Below are 17,135 nucleotides of genomic sequence, written 5' to 3'. Positions count from 1 at the left end.
GGGCCACCACGCGACTTGGCGCGAGGAGATGCCGGCGGCGAGGCGACCCGATCCCTCAAGGACGTTTGCCTTTGGACTTGTTCCCCTCCGCCTCGGGCGAGTCCCCACCGTAGTTGTAGTCATAGGCGTAGTCATAGCCGCCATAGACTGTGGCCTTGGTGTTGAACTTTGTGAGAACCGCCCCGAGCAAGCGGGCGCGGCCAACCCGAAGCCGCTTGAGAGCTCCGCGCGCCTGGCCGCGACGCGTGCCTCGGGATTCCAGCACGAAGAGTGTCCCGCCCACGTTTGCTGCCAGCAGAGGCGCATCTGCGAAACCCAGAACCGGCGGACCATCGATCACGACGTGGTCGAAACTGTTGCCGCATTCAGCCAGGAACTGACGCACACGGTCGCCGCCCCACAGTTCGGCAGGGTTGGGCGGCAGTGGGCCACAAGGGATAAAGAACAGGGTATCCTGGCGGGTCCGCTGAACCACCGAGGCCAGATCGGCCGAACCGGACAGCAGGTTGCTCATGCCCTTTTCGTTGTCGACCCCGACGACCCGGTGCATCGAGGGATTACGCAAATCGCCGTCTACCAGAAGGACCCGTTTGCCGACGCGAGCGAGGTTAAGCGCTGTGGCATAGGCCGTGGTCGATTTGCCTTCCGCAGGACGGGCGCTGGAGACCAGGATACTGGCGGGCGCACCATCGGGCGTCGAGAACTGCAGCGCAGTCCTGAGCGAGTAATAGGCTTCGGAGAAGCCTGATCGAATATCAGCCAGCGCCGCCGCCGTGGTTTCGCCCTTGGCAAGCAGAGGCACGACTCCCAGGACAGGCACGCCCAGCTTGCGCTCGACATCGTCAGGTGTGGCAACCGTTTCATCAAGCGCTTCGAGAGCGATGACCAGCACGGCACCGAGACCAAGCCCGAACAGGGCGGCCAATGCCAGATTGATCAGCATGTCGGGCTTGGACGGTTTGGTGGGCGGTACGGCGCGGTCGATGATGGATATGTTGTTCGCCGTGATGTCGCCGGTGATCCCGACTTCCTTGTAGCGCTGCAAGAGACCCTCATAGAGGGTGCGGGTGGTATCGAGTTCGCGCTGCAGGATATTGTACTGAATGGACCGGTCGCGCAGGTCCAGGACATCGTTCTTGAGTCCGTTGACCTGGGCTTGAAGGGCTCGCTCATTGTTCAGCGCAACAGTGTACTGGTTTCTGATCGAAGAGCGGATGTTGTTGGCCAGGGCCTGTAGCTGGCCGTCCGCTTCAGTAATCTGAGCTCTCAGACTGACCATTTCCGGGTAGTCCGGCTGATACTGGCTCAGCTTCTGCTGGTACTCGGCGGTCAGGGTCGCGCGCTGTTCGATCAGCCGTTGAGCCGAGCCATTGGCCAGAACTTCGGGCAGGTTCAACACAGAACTGGCCTGGGCGGCACGCCAGCGCTGTTCGGCCGCTGTCCGGGTCGCCTTGGCTTCTGCCAGGGACGAGTTGATCGCCACCAGATCGTTAGAGGTCAGGGATTGAGTCGTTCCAACCCCGGATCCGTCTTCATTGTCGCCTACGTTGATGATCTGCTGGGCAGTGGCGTAATCGACCAACTGCCGTTCGGCATCCTCCAGACGCTCCTTGGTCTGCGCGATGCGTTCTTCCAGAAACTCGCGCGCGTAGGAGGAACTTTCGTACTTCCTGTCCAGATTGGCCTGGATGAAGTTCTCCGCAAATGCATTTGCCACACGGGCGGCGACTTCAGGGTTGGGACTGTCGTAGCCTACGGCCACCAGGCGAGAGCCGCGAATGGGGGCTACGCTCAAATTGTCCTGTATCGTCTTGATGGCCAGTTCACGACGGGCACGGGCCCGGTCTGCAGCGCTTCCCTCGCCATCGGGCAAGGTGACTTCCAGGCTGGCCAGCGCCTGATCGGAACTGGCCAGACCCAAGCTGTCAACGACGCGCTCGGTGAGCGAGCGACTGCGAAGCAGGCCGTATTGGGTCTGATAGAAGTCTTCCCCTTGGCTCAGGTTCTCACGCGGGGTCACGTCTTCGGAATTAAAGACCCGAGCAGATTCCCGGTCGATCTGGAGCGTAGCCTGAGCGGTATAGATGGGCGTCATCAACAGGGTGAGGGCGGCGCCAATGGCCAGGGCCGAAAGAAAACAGGCGATCACCAGAACGCGGTGTTTCAGAGCGAGACGCCAGTATGCGGCCAGATCGAATACGGGAGGCCCATCTTCGTCGGCAGCCCAGCCGCCTTGGTCCGCCTGCAGGATGCCGACGGGAGCGAAGCCTGCAGGTGCGCGCTGGCTCGGGGTAATGCGCTCGTCTACGAACGGTTTGTCGGCCGACATATGGTATCCGCTTGCACTGGCGTGGCCATTGACCACGCATTGAAACTCTCGGGCTGATAGCCCAAGCGCACTCGCCACGCACACGAAATTCGCCAATCAGGCGTTCGCACCGTGCGTTGGCCTTGTGCGTGATGGCCAGTTTGATGACAAGACGTGTCGCTTCCGAGGCCGAATCTGCAGGCTTCAGATTCATGTTGGTTGCCAGTGAACAACACCCACCTCGTCCGCTCGCCTGACTTTCGAATGGCGTTGCGTGTGTGTGCTGCGGGGCTTGCCCTGATCGTGGCCTGGCTTGCTTTCCGACCTGCTACCGAGGTCGCGGGCGGCTTGCCGTGGGACAAGGGCAATCACGCACTTGCCTTCATGGTGTTGACGGTTCTGACCGGGCTGGGTTGGCCGCGGCTGTCTTCAACCTCGCTGTTGCTGATCATGGTGGTCGCGGGGGTTGCCATCGAACTGGTACAGGGGCTTCCCGTGATAGGGCGCGATGTCGACGTTCTTGATGTCGTCGCGGACGTTGCGGGAACATTGCTCGGGCTGCTGTTTATCGCACTTGCGTCGAGGTATCCCCCTGAACACTGACCCGTCAGGGTATCAGCGGCATGCCCGATGCCTGTTTGTCGATGATTTCGGAGACCACAGGCTCCAGCGCGCGATGACGGTCCGGTATTGATGGGTAGACGCCGCGAAGATTGATCTGCGGATATCGGGCACCGGGAGCCGTCGCCGCGTAGGCGTTCAGGAACTGCATCGCTAGACGCGGGTCGAAGCCAGCGCGCGTCAGCAGGTATAGGCCTAGGGTGTCTGCGTCGCTTTCGGCGCGCGAGGACAGGCCGCGGCGCAGGCTGAGGCTGGTGTTCAATGCGCCACGCTCACCCTGGACGTCCGGCACTGTGGCGTGTTCCAGCACGGCATGCGCCAGTTCGTGGGCCAGAAGGAAGGCCAGCTGATGATCGTCCTGTGCAACATCCACGATACGCGCTGACAGAAAGATGGTTCGGCCGTCCGACAAGGCTCTCAGATCGTCGCGCACCTCCACCTGGGTCACGTAGGCACAAGCCTGCACGGGCATTACCGCAACCGCGCGCTCCGTGCCGTTGCGTCTGACCGTCAGTGACATCGGTCCCATAACGGCCGCAGAGTTCAAACGATCGATATTTGCCTGCAAACCGTCGTAGGACTCGCGTCCACCGCCCGCGCCGGAGTTCAGCGGCTCACCCTCTATGGCCAGGATGAGGTCCCCGGGTCGAAGACCTGCGGCACGGGCCGGACTGTTCAATGGTGCCGACAGGATGCCGGGCAGGTCGCCTTGCAGGCCGTACTGCCTCTCGGCGACAGGGCGCAATTCGGTGCTGTACTGGCCGGCCGATTGGAGAACCCATCCGGCGCGCAATCTAGTGACTGGGCATAGGTCGGCGTTGCTCAAGGCCAGACGCCACGCGATTTCCGCGACCCGCTGGTCCTTGGCTATGAGCGCCGTGAGCCGCGACGCGGCGGCGTCGGCCGGGAGCTTCTGCGCCTGTTCGACGGTGGGGCTGATCGCAGTATGCCCACACCCCACCGCTGCGCTTGTGGTCAGACAGAGCGCCAGCAAGGCTTCGATGCGGCGGAGGGGCCGCATCATATCCTAGTAAGGGCGGAAGACGGACAGACCCGGCAGCGCCGCGATCACGTCACGCATGAAGGCGCTCATGCGCGATGTATCCACCACCACGATGTCGTCGCCACGCACCGCAGGGTCATCGGCGCGTCCTTGACGGATCGCGCCCAGATCGAACAAGGCCACCGAACGTTGGCCATTCACTGTACGGAACACCGCGACTTTGCTCAGATCGGCGACGCGAGTGGGCCCTTCGGCCATTGCCACGGCCTGGAGCAGTGATGTCGTGCCCCGCATCTCATAGACGCCCGGCTTGGTAACGGCCCCGTCGATTGTGATCTTCTGGCTGGCGGCTTCGGTCACCGTGACGGTGACCTGCGGATTGCGCAGATATTGGGCGGCCAGACGTCCGGAAATATCGGTCGAGAGTTCGTTGGGCGTGCGACCCGAGGCGCGCACCACGCCGATCAGGGGCATCTGAATTTCGCCTGAAGTGTCGACCACCAGCTCTTCGAACGACAGGTCCTCAACCTGGAACACCCGGACGTTCAGCTTGTCGCCGGCCCCAATGCGATACTCCTGCGCCTGCCCCAGAGGTGAGAAGATCTGGGAATCGACAGGCTGTGCCGCGGTCATCTGGCTGGCGTCCATCTTCGGGCCGCCGGCGCAAGCGGACAGGATCACGGCTGTCAGTGACAGAACCAGCGGGAACACACGCATCATGGGCGACATGACCTTGAACCTCAGGCGGCTTTGAACAGCCGTTTGAAAAATCCCGACCGTGCAGTCGGACGACGGTGTCCTACAGCAGGCGGGACAGAAGCGGGAGAGGCGTTTTCCAGCACGGCGAGGGGGCGGGTCAACACCATGTCATTCGCCGCCTCCTGGCCCAGTCGCCCGGCTACAGCCTCGGCGGCTTCCGAAAGCACCGGTGCCCGGCTACGCAGATTGTGCGCGTCGGTAGCAAGAATATGAACCAGTCCCTCGTCCAGCATGCGCTCTGCCCAGTACTGGGTGCGTTTGCCAAAACGGCCGGTGACTGAGCCTGCTGTCAGCTGCATCCATGCCCCGGCATCCACCATCTGACCCATCAGGTCATAGTGTTCCTCGATCCAGCGCAGCCGTTCGGGATGGGTGATGATGGGATGGAAGCCGGCGGCCATGCAGTCGAAGACGGTCTCGGCCATGCGTGGGGGAGCTGTATTGTGGGGCGGTTCGAACAGGAAATAGCGTGTATCGGCCAGCGTCAGCCGCTCGTCGCGACGCAGGGCTCCGGCCAGACCCGTGATCAGATGGACATCGGCCCCGGTTACCAGCCGCAGGGGGATGGTCGCCTTCTCCAGCTCGATCCGCAGACTGTCGACCGCGGCCCGTATGCCTGCCGAGGTGTTGTCGTAGTAGCCGGGCATCATGTGCGGGGTGCAGGCCGTGACGGTGATCCCGTCCGCGACGGCGATGCGGGCCATCGCCAGCGACGTCTCCAGATCGGGTGCTCCATCGTCGATGCCAGGCAGGATATGACAGTGCAGATCGATCACGATCGAATTCCTAAGGTCGCCGCCGGATTAGCATGATGCCCGGAGCGCGTTCTAATCTTGCAAGCGTGGCATCGGCATGGCCGTGCACAAACGTACTCAAGGCATTACGGTTCAGGTCAGGTCCGCGCGTGCGTCCTCCAGCAAGCCCGAACGCCCCGCCACGCAGACCTGATCCAGTGCTCCCATGATGTGATAGAGAGAACTTGCCGGGGCCGCTTCAGGCAGGAATGTCCCGTGCTCGTCCAGCTTGTCTCGCCAGGTGCCGTTTGGCGACAGATAGCGCCGCAGTGCCCGCATGGCCTTGGCCGCATCGTCAAGGCGCAGTTCCCGTTCTTCGCCTTGGCTGTGCGCCGCCATGTTCAGGGCCGCCCGCAACCACTCCGACTGAGGCCAGAGCCGGGCACGCCCCGTGGCCATGGTCAGGTCCTTATTCAGCGCGTCCACCGCGACCAGCCGACGCGGGTCGACCCCACGCATTCCATGATCATACAGAATGCGCGCAGCAGCCACAGCGCGCGCGTCGTCGCGCGTGCGCCCGTACTGGGACAGCAGCCAGGACCATTCGAACTGATGGCCGGGCTCGATCAATCGGCCGTCTTCGCCGGCGGCGGGCTTCCAGTCGGTGTCGAAGAACTCATGCAAAGCACCCGTTCGAGGGTCGATGAGCGTGGTCAGGGCCAGGTTGGCGATATGGTCCGTGATTTGCGACCAGCGGGGATCGATGCCGCGGGCTTCCCAGGCCTGAGCGGCCTCGAAGAGGTGCATGTTGGCGTTGGACTGATACGGATGGCTGCCGACTTCGGGCCAGCCGGATCCCGGTGAGGGTTGGGTCGCCAGCAAGGTCTCCAGCATGATACCGGCATGGGTCTCGCATCGCTCGACCATGACCCCGGCCTCGTGTGCCGCAGCGAGGGCCAGCAGTCCGAACGCCTGTTCATACAGCGGGGCACTGTCGTCCAGCACGGAACCGTCCAGTTCCAGCATGTTGCGGATCGCGCCATCTGGTCGGACGTAGGCGTCGAACAGACGATCGAGCCCCGCCTCCACCCGCGCTCGCCAGGGGCCGGTCCATCCCAGCTGTCCTGCGCGGCAGAAGACGAAAATCTGGCGAGTCTGGACCCTGGCGCGTCGCTTCATCTGCGCGGCCCGACCGTCCAGATCCAGCGCCTCGACGAAGCCGCCCTGGTCGTCCACGCCCAAGGTCGACCACAGCGGCAGGGCGGCCGTGCGCATCCAGTCCGCGAAACGGACATAAGGCTGTCCTTCACGCAGGTCTGGTGCATCGGCATGATGCGGGGCTTCGGCCTTGATCCGCTCTACCAGAGACTTGATCTCCTGCGACCGGCCCAGATCGGCGACCAGAACAGCGTCCGGCTCCACGATCACAGCAAGATTTTTCAGTCCTATGGTTGCGACGACCATGCCCTCGGGCGCGCGGACGAGACATGTCTCGCTGTCGATGCCTATGTGCAGGCCCGAGGCACCGGTGCCCGTCGCCAGAACCGAGTCCCACGCCCCCAGGTCGGACCAGTCGAAAGCGACGGGCAGCACGCTGGTGAGGTTGCTTTTTTCCATGACGGCATAGTCGATCGACAGGCGCGGCGCGGCGCGAAAGGCCTCGGTCAGTCTGACAGTGTCGTCATCTGGTTCGGGCGGCAGCGAGGCCCGCGCGGCGGCGGCCATTTCGGGAGCGTAGATGTCGATTTCTGCCAGTAGCGTTTGTGCACTGACGATGAAATTGCCGCTGTTCCACAAATACCCCTCGGCCACATAGCGGGCGGCTGTCTCGGCATCCGGTTTTTCGACAAACCGTTGGACAGCCACCAGACCTGATCCCGCCGGACAAATGTATCCATAGGCCGATGAAGCCTCGGTGGGCGCGATTCCCAACGTAACGATCCGCCCTTGCCTGGCTTCGACGGCTGCGATCGTCAAAGCGTCGCGAAAGGCCTGAGCATCGGGAATGTGATGGTCTGAGGCAATGATCGCCATGACGCCTTCAGGATCACGCCGTGCCACCAGAGCCGCCGCCGCTGCCATCGCGGGCCCTGAATCGCGGGGCTCGGGTTCGAGAAGCAGGGTCGCCGAAACCTCCAGCTCCGCCAACTGGGCCGCGATCGCATCGGCATATCCGGTCCCGGCCACAACGATCAATCGGCGTTCGTCCTGGTGGCCGGCGATCATGGGAGCCACACGCAGGACCGTTTCTTGAAACAGTGATCGATTGCCAGCCAGCGCCAGAAACTGCTTCGGCCGCCTGGGCCGTGAGGCGGGCCAAAGACGTGATCCGGCACCGCCACACATGATTACTGGATAGAAGGTCATCATTTCCCCACGCCGGTTCGCGTTGCCCGTGTCTAGACTAATTTTGTTTCAGGTCGGATTTGTTCAGTAAAAAAAGCGCACTCCGCGCGATGCGTCGAACCGAGGCAGGCAAGTGACAGTCTTTCGGGAAGCGATTAGAAGGCGCGGAACGCAGACCAGATCGGGTCGTTGCGACGAATGGGAATTGGTTGCCGTCATCACGCCGTTGGCGCCTGAAGGCATAACAAGGGTGTTGCCGGGGTCGAGCCGGCGGCCGGGATGATCGATTTTGAGTAAGCTGCCAAATCTGCTTCTTCGGGGCCTCAAGATCGGTGCGCGCGCTGGCATCCGCTTCGCCGCCGTGGTCGGAGGCTATATGATCGCCTCTGGGCATGCTCTTGGCATTCCGTCGATCGCGGCCGCCTTTCAGGATGCCGCTTTCTACGCAGCGGGTTTTGCGGTTCTGGGTTTTGCCCTGGATATCCTGTTTCGCACTGACAAGGCGCTATGGCGCTACGTGTCCATTGTCGATGTGGGACCGATTATACGCACTTCGGTACTGTCTACGCTGGTGTTCCTGGCCCTCACGTTTCTGCTTGACCGTGGCGAGGCATTGCCGCGGTCTACGCTGCTGTTCGTACCTGTTCTCGATATCGGAATGACGCTGGCTCTCGTGCTGCTCAGGCGCATGATCCATGACAAGGAAGCCCTGGTTGCCATCGCCCCCTTCCTGGGGGGGGCGTCGCGTCGAACGCCTCTGATTATACTGGGAGATATGGGCCGGGCCGACACCTTCCTGCGCGAGCTTTCGCGCGGCGAACAGACGTACCAGCCCATTGGAATCGTCACGCACACCCCGGGTGCGGCGGCCCGCGAACTGCGTGGGGTCAAGGTGCTGGAGTCGGTCGACGTCGCCGCCATAATGCTGGATGACATGCTGGGTCACGGCCTGACGCCGGCGATGGTGTTTGTCGATGACCAGCTGCAACCATCGGACTTCGGTGCCGAGCGTCTGGGACAGCTGCGTCTACGCGGTGTCAAGTTGCTGCGGATCAGTAGTCTGGTCGAGGAAGGCAGCCAGGGCGACGAAACGGCCCTGCGCGAATTTGCGCTCGAGGAATTGTTGGCCAGGCCTCCGGTTCAACTGGATGACGGCCCCCTGCGTACGCTGGTTGAAGGCAAGCGAGTTCTTGTTACGGGCGCAGGCGGATCGATCGGATCAGAGGTCTGTCGTCAGGTCGCCAGCCTGGGCTGTGCGCATCTGGCCTTGCTGGACAATGCCGAGTTCAGTCTGTTCAGTATCGATCAGGAGATCGGCCATCGCTGGCCGGAGCTGTCGCGGGCCGAATATCTGCACGACGTCCGCAATCGGTCGCTGCTGGCCAGTTGCTTCGAGGCGGAGCGTCCCGACATCGTCTTCCACGCCGCCGCCCTGAAGCATGTGCCCTTGATGGAGCGGCATCCGTGCGAAAGCGTGCTGACCAATGTCGTCGGCACCTGGAATGTCGCCGAGGCAGCCAATGCCGCCGACGTAAAGCACATGGTCTTCATCTCGACAGACAAGGCGGTCGATCCGCCCAACGTCATGGGAGCCACCAAACGTCTGGCAGAAGGCGTGATCCGGGCGCAGCAGACGGCGGTGGGCAGCACGCGGTTCAGCGTCGTGCGGTTCGGTAATGTGCTGGGCTCGGCCGGTTCGGTGGTGCCGACTTTCCGGGCACAGATCGAGCGTGGTGGACCAGTCACGCTGACCGATCCCGAGATCGAACGCTATTTCATGACCATTCCCGAGGCGGTGCAATTGGTACTGCATGCCACGGCGCATTCGGCAGGGCAGCCGGACGGGCCCTTGGGCGTCTTCGTCCTGGACATGGGCGAGCCTGTGAAGATCATCGACCTGGCCCGACAGTTGATTGGGCTGTACGGCAAGGTTCCGGACAAGGATATCGCGATCCAGATCACAGGCCTGAGGCCGGGCGAAAAACTGTTCGAGGAACTGGTCGATTCAAGCGAGGTCTCGGAGCCAGCCGGGCCCAGTCTGATGCGGGTCACAGACCGCATCGCCGGTGCCAGAATGACGCAAGCTACCGTCAGTGCGCTCGAAACAGTAGCCAAGACCGGCGATAGTGCGGCCTCACGGGCGATGGTTTTCGATGTGCTTGCGCAGGTGCGGGCCGTTGAGCCGGATGCTGTGACGACGACGCAGCCGGAGGTCATTGGTCAGGTCTGACGCTCTGGCAGATCCCGATCGCGTCAGTGCGAGATATCCTTGGCGTGGATGACCTTGTCGATCGTCATCCATAGAATGCGCAGGTCCAGCAATAGCGTCTGCTGATGCAGGTAAGCGAGATCGAGGACAACCTTGTCCGGAATCGGAATTTCATCCCTGCCGTTGACCTGGGCCCAGCCTGTCAAGCCGGGACGCAGACGGTGCACCCCGTGCTCGGTCCGTAGTGCGATCAAATCGTCCTGATTGAACAAGGCAGGCCTTGGCCCGACGATCGACATGTCCCCGACCAGTATGCTCCACAACTGGGGCAACTCATCCAGGCTACTCTTGCGCAGAAATCCGCCGATGGGCGTCAGCCAGGACCGTGTGTCGGCCAGCAGATGGGTCGCCACAGGCGGCGTATCGATCCGCATCGAGCGAAACTTGGGCATGCGAAACAGGCGATTGTCGCGCCCGACCCGGTCGGACCAGTAGATCGCGGGGCCCTGCGATGTCAGGCGGACCGCCACGGCCACACCAGCCATGACCGGCGCAAGAGCGATCAGCGCTGAGCCAGCCATGAGGACGTCGAACAGGCGCTTCATGGCGTCAGCGGACTTTCAGCACATCGCGCATGACGCCGATGATCCGCTCAATCTCGGCAGGTGTCATGTTTGAACCCGAGGGCATGCACAGGCCGGTCTCGAATATTCGGTCGGATACGGCATCGTTGCCGTGTGCGAAGTGACGGCATCCGGCAAAGACCGGCTGCTGGTGCATGGGCTTCCACACTGGCCGGGCTTCGATCATCTCCTCGGCCAGGCGAGCAATGATCTGGCTGACGGAAACGCCTGAGATGGCCGGGTCGATGGTCAGGGTCGACAGCCATCGGGTCGAATAGCTCCAGTCGGGCTCGGGCATCCACTCCAGGCCGGCAATGTCGCCCAGGCCGTCGCGGTAGGCCTCGAAGACGCCGCGACGTGCTTCGACACGTTCACCCAGAACCTGAAGCTGTCCGCGACCGACACCCGCCAGGATGTTCGACATACGGTAGTTGAAGCCGATCTGGCTGTGTTGATAGTGCGGGGCCGGGTCGCGGGCCTGAGTGGCCAGGAAGCGTGCCTGGGTGATCAGTTCCTCGTCGTCGGACACCAGCATTCCGCCGCCCGAGGTGGTGATGATCTTGTTGCCGTTGAAGGAGTAGATGCCCATCCTGCCAAAAATGCCCGAGGGATTGCCCTTGTACCGTGCGCCCAGGCTTTCGGCGGCATCCTCGATGATCGGCACACCATGCCGGTCGCAGATTTCGACCAGAGCATCCATGTCGGCGCTCTGGCCGTAAAGGTTTACCACGATCACCGCGCGAGGTGCCCAGCCTTCGGCCTTTGCCGCGTCGAAGGCGCGCTCCAGGGCGACCGGCGACATGTTCCAGCTACCCGGCTCGCTGTCGATAAAGACCGGTTCGCCACCTTCATATACGATCGGATTGGCCGAGGCCGAAAAGGTCAGGGTCGAGCAGAAGACCTTGTCTCCCGGCTTCACGCCCAGCATGCGCACCGCCAGGTGTATGGCGGCAGTGCCTGATGAAAGGGCGGCGGCGTGGCCGACGCCGACCAGATCAGCGACCTCGCGCTCGAAGGCATCGACATTGGGGCCCAGGGGCGCAATCCAGTTGGTGCGAAAGGCCTCTTCCACGAAATGCAGTTCCGCCTCGCCCATGTGCGGCGTGGAAAGGAGGATAGGCGTGCCGATATCGCGCCGGTTCAGGACACGGACAATCCGGCCCTCGCCATCGATAAGCGGCAGATGATTGATCTCGTGCCGATCCATCAGGGCCAGCGCCGCCTTGCGGCTGGTGTCGTCCGGTGCGGTGACGGAGGACAGCGGCGGCAACATCTCCAGCGTATCGCCCATCTCAGCGCCATTCAGCAGCAGGCGTCGCAGATCGCCGTCCGTGACGGTGCGAAGGAACCTACCCTCGTCATCGACCAGCAGCAGCATCTGCATGCCCGAGGCGTTAATCGTCGCCATAGCGTCGCGGATGGTCGCGGACCGCGCGGCGCTGAAGTCACTAAGTTCGGTCATGCAGGGTCTTTCAGAGAGGCCGGAACGCCCGTCCAGGTCTGTCCGGCCAGGACGTCGCGCGTGACCACGGCACCGGCACCGATGATGGCATCGGCTTCGACGGTCAGACCGGGCAGTACGACGGCACCTGCACCGATCAGGGCGCGGGCTCCGATGCGAACGCCGCCGCCCAGCGCGCAGTTGGGTGCAAGATGAGCGAAATCCGCGACTTCGCAATCATGATCGACGATCGCGCCGTGATTGACGATCACGCCAAGACCGAGACGCACGTCAGGCCCGACGACACAGGTGGCCGCCAGAAACGCGCCGGCACCGACCTCTGCAAACCGTGAAATGGTGACTGCGGGATGGACGACGGTGGCCGCTCGCGCCCCACTCTGGGTCGCAACTCTGGTCAGGCGTTCACGCGCTGTCCCCGAGCCGACGGCCACGTGAAAGGCCTGGCCGGACATGGCGGCAACGACTTCCGGGACGGCGATCCTCAGGCCCAGCCATGACAGGCCTTCGCGCTCGGTCGCGCCATCTCGCGCCACGATGTCGGACAGGTCTGCGCCCGACGCCAGCAGCGCGTCCAGAACCACCTTGCCGTGGCCACCTGTCCCGATCAGATGGATCATCTTCAGTATCCGTTGACCTTCATCATCAGCGTCGGCCCCAGAGGCGCGGATGCCAGCAGGTCGGCGATGCGTTTCGCCGCCTGCCCGTCGCCATAGATGTTTTGCGCGGGAAAGCGACCCTGATCGAGTGCCGCAGCGATGGCCTCGGCCAAACGGACTGGCGAACTGTCGACGTCGGCCACATTGGCATTGCGCTCACGCATGTTCTGACGCGGGCCGACATTGACCACCGGTGTGCCGAAGCTGGCGGCTTCGATGATGCCGGCGCTGGAGTTTCCAATCATCAGGTCGGCGGCAGCCATGGCAGCGATGAAATCCGGCCTGGCCAGATGGGTCTTCACGACGACGCCCGGTCGTTCCTGCATCTTCAACACCTGCCGAACACCCTCGGCACCGGCGTCAGCATTGGGCATCAGCGCCAGAACCTGCACAGCGGCCCGAGCCAGAGCTTCGAGGATGTGACGAGTGTGATCTGCCGCCGCGTCGGCCTCTTGCAAGACGGGGTGATAGACCATCAGGGCAAATGGTCGCGACGGGTCGAGGCCATGGCTCTGTGCGATGGCGGTGCGGTTCGGAAGGGTCAAATCCGTCAGACCATCCAGACCGGGTGCACCTGTCACATGAACATTGCTTGGGGCTTCGCCCATACGCATCAGCCGATCGCGCGAGCCTTCGGTTGCCGTAAAATGCAGATGGCTGAGCCTGGATATGGCATGTCGCACCGGCTCGTCGACCGTGCCGGACAGTTCGCCGCCGTGGATGTGAGCTACTGGAATATTCAGATGCAGCCCTGCGATGGCCCCGGCCAGCATCTCACCCCGGTCGCCGAGGAGTAGAACGATGTCAGGACGGATGGCCTCCAGCGCATCGGTGAAGGCCGTCACCATCGTCCCGATATTGCGGGCCATCGTCGCGCCCGTCGCCGGGATCAGGGGCACCGGCACACGAGCCTGGATGTCCAGACCAGCCGCCTCGATTTCCTCGACCGTGTGGCCATGACCGGGCGACAGATGCATGCCCGTCACGATCATGGATAGCGACAGGTCCGCGTGGCCGCGGATCACGGCCAGGGTCGACTGCATAAGACCAAAATCGGCTCGGGTGCCGGAGATATAGCAGACCTTGCGCATGCTCAGTCCGGGGCCTCGCCGGACAGGTCGTCCCAGATCAGGGGCTGACCCGCATCCACACTGTGCCGCAACGTCCGCCCGATGACGTCGTCCCGATAGCGGGGCGCTATGCCCGAGGCAGGACGCAGCAGGATGAGGTCATCCAGCGTCACCACATGACCGGCAGGCAGCGTGCTGCGGGCCGTTACGGAACGCCTGGCGACGGCGCGGACAGGCAGTTCGGCCTCAGTCGGTGCCTTGACCGATGAGCCAAGCGCCACCTCGACGTCGCGGATCTGCCGAACCAGATCGGCCAGTTGCTCGACGGTCAGCGACGCCCGGTGATCGGGTCCGGGGAGGGTGACGTCCAGGGTGAAATGTTTCTCGATGACCGTGGCCCCAAGGGCAACCGCCGCCGTGGACACCGCCAGCCCGAGCGTGTGATCTGAATAGCCAACTGGCAGGCCCGTCGCCTCGGCGATCGTGCGCATGGCTCTGAGGTTCACGTCGGACGGTGCCGCCGGATAATTGGACGTGCAGTGCAGAATGGTCAGCATTTGCGCGAGTGGCGTTGTCAGTCCCGCTTCTGCCCGCCCCTGCGAAATCACCGCGACTGCATCGACGATTTCATCAAGGGTCGCCATGCCGGTCGACACGATCAAGGGGCGATCCAGCCGTGCCAGGTGCTTCAGGAAGGGGTGGTTGACGATCTCGCCCGACGGCACCTTGATCCGGCGCATGCCGTGAGACACGAGAAAGTCCGCAGCCTCCTCGTCGAAAGGCGTGGACATGAACTCAACGCCAACCTCGGCGCAACGGGCGATCAGGCGCTGGTGCAGGTCTTCGGACATCTCCAGCGCCTTGAGCATGGCGTGCTGGCCACCCTCACCGGTCTCGCGCTTCTGGTAGTCGGCCTTTTCGGCTCCCGGCGCAGCGAGCTTGTCGGCAGAGAAGGTCTGGAACTTGACCGCATCCGCCCCGGCGCTTTTGGCCGCGTCGACCATGGCCAGCGCTCGGTCGGCGTCGCCATTATGATTTACGCCCGCTTCGGCGATGATGAAGACCGTCATCGTTCGATGTCCGCTGCAGTTGTCGGTGGGGTCCAGTTCAGACGCTGGCATGTGTGCGAGATGTCGATCTCCAGGTCCTCGGTCAACTGGCTGGCCATGCGCCCACGCCCGGCGGTCTTCAGCGCCAGTCGCAGCAAGGCTTCCGGCATGGGCCACAGATTGGGGTGTACCCCGATCTCGTCGGCCATGGACTGAACCAGAGCACGTGTGGACAGGGGACGCCCGTCGCTGACCATGAACGTCTGGCCAGAAGCTTGGTCGTGATCAATGCAGACGTGGACGAGGTCTGCCAGAGTGCCGCAAGATACCAGGTCGCGCCGGTTGCGATTGATGCTGCCGAATGGCAGTGGCCACCCCCTACGCACGGCACGATACAGGGTCGCGAGGTTGCCCTTGACGCCCAGCCCTGTGATCAATGGCGGTCTCAGAACAACGATCTCCAGAGACGTTCGCTTCGCGATTTCAGCCAGGCCGCGCTCGGCGTCCAGCTTGGATTGGGCATAGGGGCCGGTTGGCTGCGGTGCGTCGTCGTACCGAAACCCACGACCATGAGTGGCCCCGCCATTCACGTGGGCCGAAGATATGAAGATGAAGCGTCGCACGCCGGCAGCGGCAGCCTGCTCAGCCAGAGCCAGGGTGGCATCCACGTTGGTCCGGCGGAAAACCGCATGATCCTGAGTATCGGCAGCGGACGTCTGGTGGGCGCGGCCTGCCGTATGGATCACACAATCCACATTCCTCAAGGATTCAGACCAGTCGATCGCCTGGGCCATGTCGCCCACGACGACGCTTTCGATGCCGTTCTGCGTCGGCACCACCTGGCGCATGGTGACCCGTACCAGCCACCCCCTATTGTTTAGATCGGCAGCCAGAGCGCGCCCGAGGAACCCGTTGCCCCCGGTGATCAGCAGGTGTCGATCGGATCGGTCAGCCACGAACAGGCCCCGTCGGCGTGACAGCAGGACGCCAGCGCATAACGCGGGCCGACATGAAGGCCACGATCAGCCAAAGGTGCGTCACCAGCCCGTTCGAGAAACCGATGGGCGTATTAATGACACTCAGGAGGATGCCGATTACAACGATCGGTGCCGCCAGCAACCACCGAGGATCGGTAGCCTGCTTGACCTTCTTGTAGACCACGCCGGATAGCCAGCCCCAGAGGAAACAGGGCAGAAGTCCCAGGAACTTGAAATCGACGAACAGCGACCCGAAGGCAGAGGGCAGGAAGCCGTAGGTATTCAGACTCAGCAGATGGCCAAATCCTGTAGCCAGGAAGTCGCTGTTTGTCCGACGCACAATGGCCGATGAGATGTCGATGCCATAGGCGGTCCACATCATCGGGCCTTCGTAGCTGGTGAAGATGGTGTTCGACATCACGAAGCCCTGGACCACATACCAGACGAAGACGAAGACCAGATAGGTCAGATCCGGACCCAAGACGGTGAAGAAGACGTCGGCGAGCGGGCCGTTGAAGTTTACTCCCCACGACGAACCGGCGATCCCGAACATGGCGTCAACGCCCCCGACGACATCGGCCCGGACGATGAAAACCCGCGCGAAATAGACGGTCATACAGGCGACCAGAACGCCGATCAGAACGCGTGACGCGGTGTTAAGCTTGAAGATCGGCCTACGCTTCCGTCTTGGTGCCGAGACCTTGGCTCCGGGCACGCCGTTGGCGAAAACGTGCTTGCGCAGCAGGTATGAAAAGCCAGTCACCAGCATGGCGTAGAAAAGTGGATTACGTCCCCCGGCGGAGAGCGACACCATCAGGATCGGCCCGAAACCAAACACGGCGGTGCGCCAGAGTATAGGTCTCGGCCGAAACGTAATCTCACGGACGAGATAGATGTAGGCCGCCGGAGATGTGATGAAGGCGATCTGGAACCACACGGTACTTGCCGACTCCGCCGCACTCAGCAAACCGCCCGCCCGGTCTGACCGGACCTGATAGGAATCGATGAGGTTGAACAGGTCGCGCCCCTGCACATCCATGATGCAGGCAACCAGGGCGATGGCCGAGGCGGTGACCAGAATGCGGTCCGTCATGCGGAAGTCGATGGCGACATCGATGGGCATCGGACGCTGGACCATGCGGCGGGATGCTGCGGTCGCCCCCAAGCAGTAGGCCGCGATGAACAGCAACAGGATCAGCAGGCCGTAGAGTGACATGACCCTGTTCTCGAGCTGGAACGGCAGCACGTAGAACATGACCACGCAGACCGACCAGACGATCAGCATCAGGACGGCGGGGTGAAATTTCATGGAGTATTC

General features: G+C 62.9%; 14 protein-coding genes. 2 read left to right on the top strand and 12 right to left on the bottom strand.

Translation table 11 applies throughout. The features are described from left to right. Positions 1-55 precede the first annotated feature (55 nt). Positions 56-2,329: a GumC family protein gene (locus tag WC585_RS15575; protein ID WP_373258813.1), complete on the bottom strand. Its 2,274-nt coding sequence runs from the start codon at positions 2,327-2,329 to the stop codon at positions 56-58. A gap of 204 nt (positions 2,330-2,533) precedes the next feature. Between WC585_RS15575 and WC585_RS15570 the strand changes: the two genes are divergently transcribed. Further along, positions 2,534-2,911 carry a hypothetical protein gene (locus WC585_RS15570; RefSeq protein WP_373258811.1) on the top strand — a complete coding sequence of 126 codons (378 nt, stop codon included), beginning with the start codon at positions 2,534-2,536 and terminating at the stop codon, positions 2,909-2,911. 4 nt (positions 2,912-2,915) lie between these two features. On the opposite strand, the gene WC585_RS15565 is transcribed toward WC585_RS15570, so the two are convergent. The 4 genes from WC585_RS15565 to WC585_RS15550 form a co-directional block, all read right to left on the bottom strand. Further along, positions 2,916-3,953 carry a M48 family metalloprotease gene (locus WC585_RS15565; protein ID WP_373258809.1) on the bottom strand — a complete coding sequence of 346 codons (1,038 nt, stop codon included), beginning with the start codon at positions 3,951-3,953 and terminating at the stop codon, positions 2,916-2,918. Between the two features lie 3 nt (positions 3,954-3,956). Then, the gene (locus WC585_RS15560; protein ID WP_373258808.1) at positions 3,957-4,652 is read right to left on the bottom strand and encodes a polysaccharide biosynthesis/export family protein; all 696 of its coding nucleotides are present in this window, start codon (positions 4,650-4,652) and stop codon (positions 3,957-3,959) included. A gap of 20 nt (positions 4,653-4,672) precedes the next feature. Next, positions 4,673-5,467: a tyrosine-protein phosphatase gene (locus WC585_RS15555; RefSeq protein WP_373258807.1), complete on the bottom strand. Its 795-nt coding sequence runs from the start codon at positions 5,465-5,467 to the stop codon at positions 4,673-4,675. A 111-nt stretch (positions 5,468-5,578) separates the two neighbouring features. Further along, positions 5,579-7,771 (bottom strand): AGE family epimerase/isomerase, encoded by a 2,193-nt coding sequence (locus WC585_RS15550; RefSeq protein WP_373258871.1) that lies wholly within the window; start codon positions 7,769-7,771, stop codon positions 5,579-5,581. A gap of 289 nt (positions 7,772-8,060) precedes the next feature. Here WC585_RS15550 and WC585_RS15545 point away from each other — a divergent pair, with 289 nt between their 5' ends. After that, positions 8,061-10,001 (top strand): UDP-N-acetylglucosamine 4,6-dehydratase family protein, encoded by a 1,941-nt coding sequence (locus WC585_RS15545; RefSeq protein WP_373258805.1) that lies wholly within the window; start codon positions 8,061-8,063, stop codon positions 9,999-10,001. Positions 10,002-10,024: 23 nt separating this feature from the next. Here the strand turns inward: WC585_RS15545 and WC585_RS15540 are convergent, their stop codons facing one another. Genes WC585_RS15540 through WC585_RS15510 form a run of 7 tightly spaced genes read right to left on the bottom strand, consistent with a single transcriptional unit; the run spans position 10,025 to position 17,126 of the window. Then, entirely contained in the window at positions 10,025-10,585 is a 561-nt protein-coding gene (locus tag WC585_RS15540) for a sugar transferase (RefSeq protein WP_373258804.1), read from the bottom strand. A 4-nt stretch (positions 10,586-10,589) separates the two neighbouring features. After that, positions 10,590-12,065, bottom strand: coding sequence for an aminotransferase class I/II-fold pyridoxal phosphate-dependent enzyme (locus WC585_RS15535; protein WP_373258802.1), 1,476 nt, complete (start codon positions 12,063-12,065; stop codon positions 10,590-10,592). After that, positions 12,062-12,682: an acetyltransferase gene (locus WC585_RS15530; RefSeq protein ID WP_373258800.1), complete on the bottom strand. Its 621-nt coding sequence runs from the start codon at positions 12,680-12,682 to the stop codon at positions 12,062-12,064. Before WC585_RS15530 ends, WC585_RS15535 begins: the two co-directional genes overlap by 4 nt. 2 nt (positions 12,683-12,684) lie before the next feature. Further along, positions 12,685-13,812, bottom strand: a complete 1,128-nt coding sequence (gene neuC / locus WC585_RS15525; protein ID WP_373258798.1) for a UDP-N-acetylglucosamine 2-epimerase — start codon at positions 13,810-13,812, stop codon at positions 12,685-12,687. 2 nt (positions 13,813-13,814) lie between these two features. Next, entirely contained in the window at positions 13,815-14,861 is a 1,047-nt protein-coding gene (gene neuB / locus WC585_RS15520) for an N-acetylneuraminate synthase (RefSeq protein WP_373258797.1), read from the bottom strand. Then, positions 14,858-15,796, bottom strand: coding sequence for an NAD-dependent epimerase/dehydratase family protein (locus tag WC585_RS15515; protein WP_373258796.1), 939 nt, complete (start codon positions 15,794-15,796; stop codon positions 14,858-14,860). The genes neuB and WC585_RS15515 overlap by 4 nt, the downstream gene beginning before the upstream one ends. Next, a complete protein-coding gene (locus tag WC585_RS15510; RefSeq protein WP_373258794.1) occupies positions 15,789-17,126 on the bottom strand; it encodes an oligosaccharide repeat unit polymerase in 1,338 nt (445 codons plus the stop codon). The genes WC585_RS15515 and WC585_RS15510 overlap by 8 nt, the downstream gene beginning before the upstream one ends. Positions 17,127-17,135 lie beyond the last annotated feature (9 nt).

This window comes from Brevundimonas sp., from assembly GCF_041648055.1.
Classification (GTDB): Bacteria; Pseudomonadota; Alphaproteobacteria; order Caulobacterales; family Caulobacteraceae; genus Brevundimonas.
Note: the sequence above shows the minus strand (reverse complement) of the source record. Positions and strands in the feature narration are given on the sequence as shown.

Bases quoted from the DNA above. Each gene is read 5' to 3' on its own strand.
- WC585_RS15575 (WP_373258813.1), bottom strand. From the start codon at position 2,329: ATGTCGGCCGACAAACCGTTCGTAGACGAGCGCATTACCCCGAGCCAG.
- WC585_RS15565 (WP_373258809.1), bottom strand. From the start codon at position 3,953: ATGATGCGGCCCCTCCGCCGCATCGAAGCCTTGCTGGCGCTCTGTCTG.
- WC585_RS15560 (WP_373258808.1), bottom strand. From the start codon at position 4,652: ATGATGCGTGTGTTCCCGCTGGTTCTGTCACTGACAGCCGTGATCCTG.
- WC585_RS15550 (WP_373258871.1), bottom strand. From the start codon at position 7,771: ATGTGTGGCGGTGCCGGATCACGTCTTTGGCCCGCCTCACGGCCCAGG.
- WC585_RS15540 (WP_373258804.1), bottom strand. From the start codon at position 10,585: ATGAAGCGCCTGTTCGACGTCCTCATGGCTGGCTCAGCGCTGATCGCT.
- WC585_RS15535 (WP_373258802.1), bottom strand. From the start codon at position 12,065: ATGACCGAACTTAGTGACTTCAGCGCCGCGCGGTCCGCGACCATCCGC.
- WC585_RS15530 (WP_373258800.1), bottom strand. From the start codon at position 12,682: ATGATCCATCTGATCGGGACAGGTGGCCACGGCAAGGTGGTTCTGGAC.
- neuC (WP_373258798.1), bottom strand. From the start codon at position 13,812: ATGCGCAAGGTCTGCTATATCTCCGGCACCCGAGCCGATTTTGGTCTT.
- neuB (WP_373258797.1), bottom strand. From the start codon at position 14,861: ATGACGGTCTTCATCATCGCCGAAGCGGGCGTAAATCATAATGGCGAC.
- WC585_RS15510 (WP_373258794.1), bottom strand. From the start codon at position 17,126: ATGAAATTTCACCCCGCCGTCCTGATGCTGATCGTCTGGTCGGTCTGC.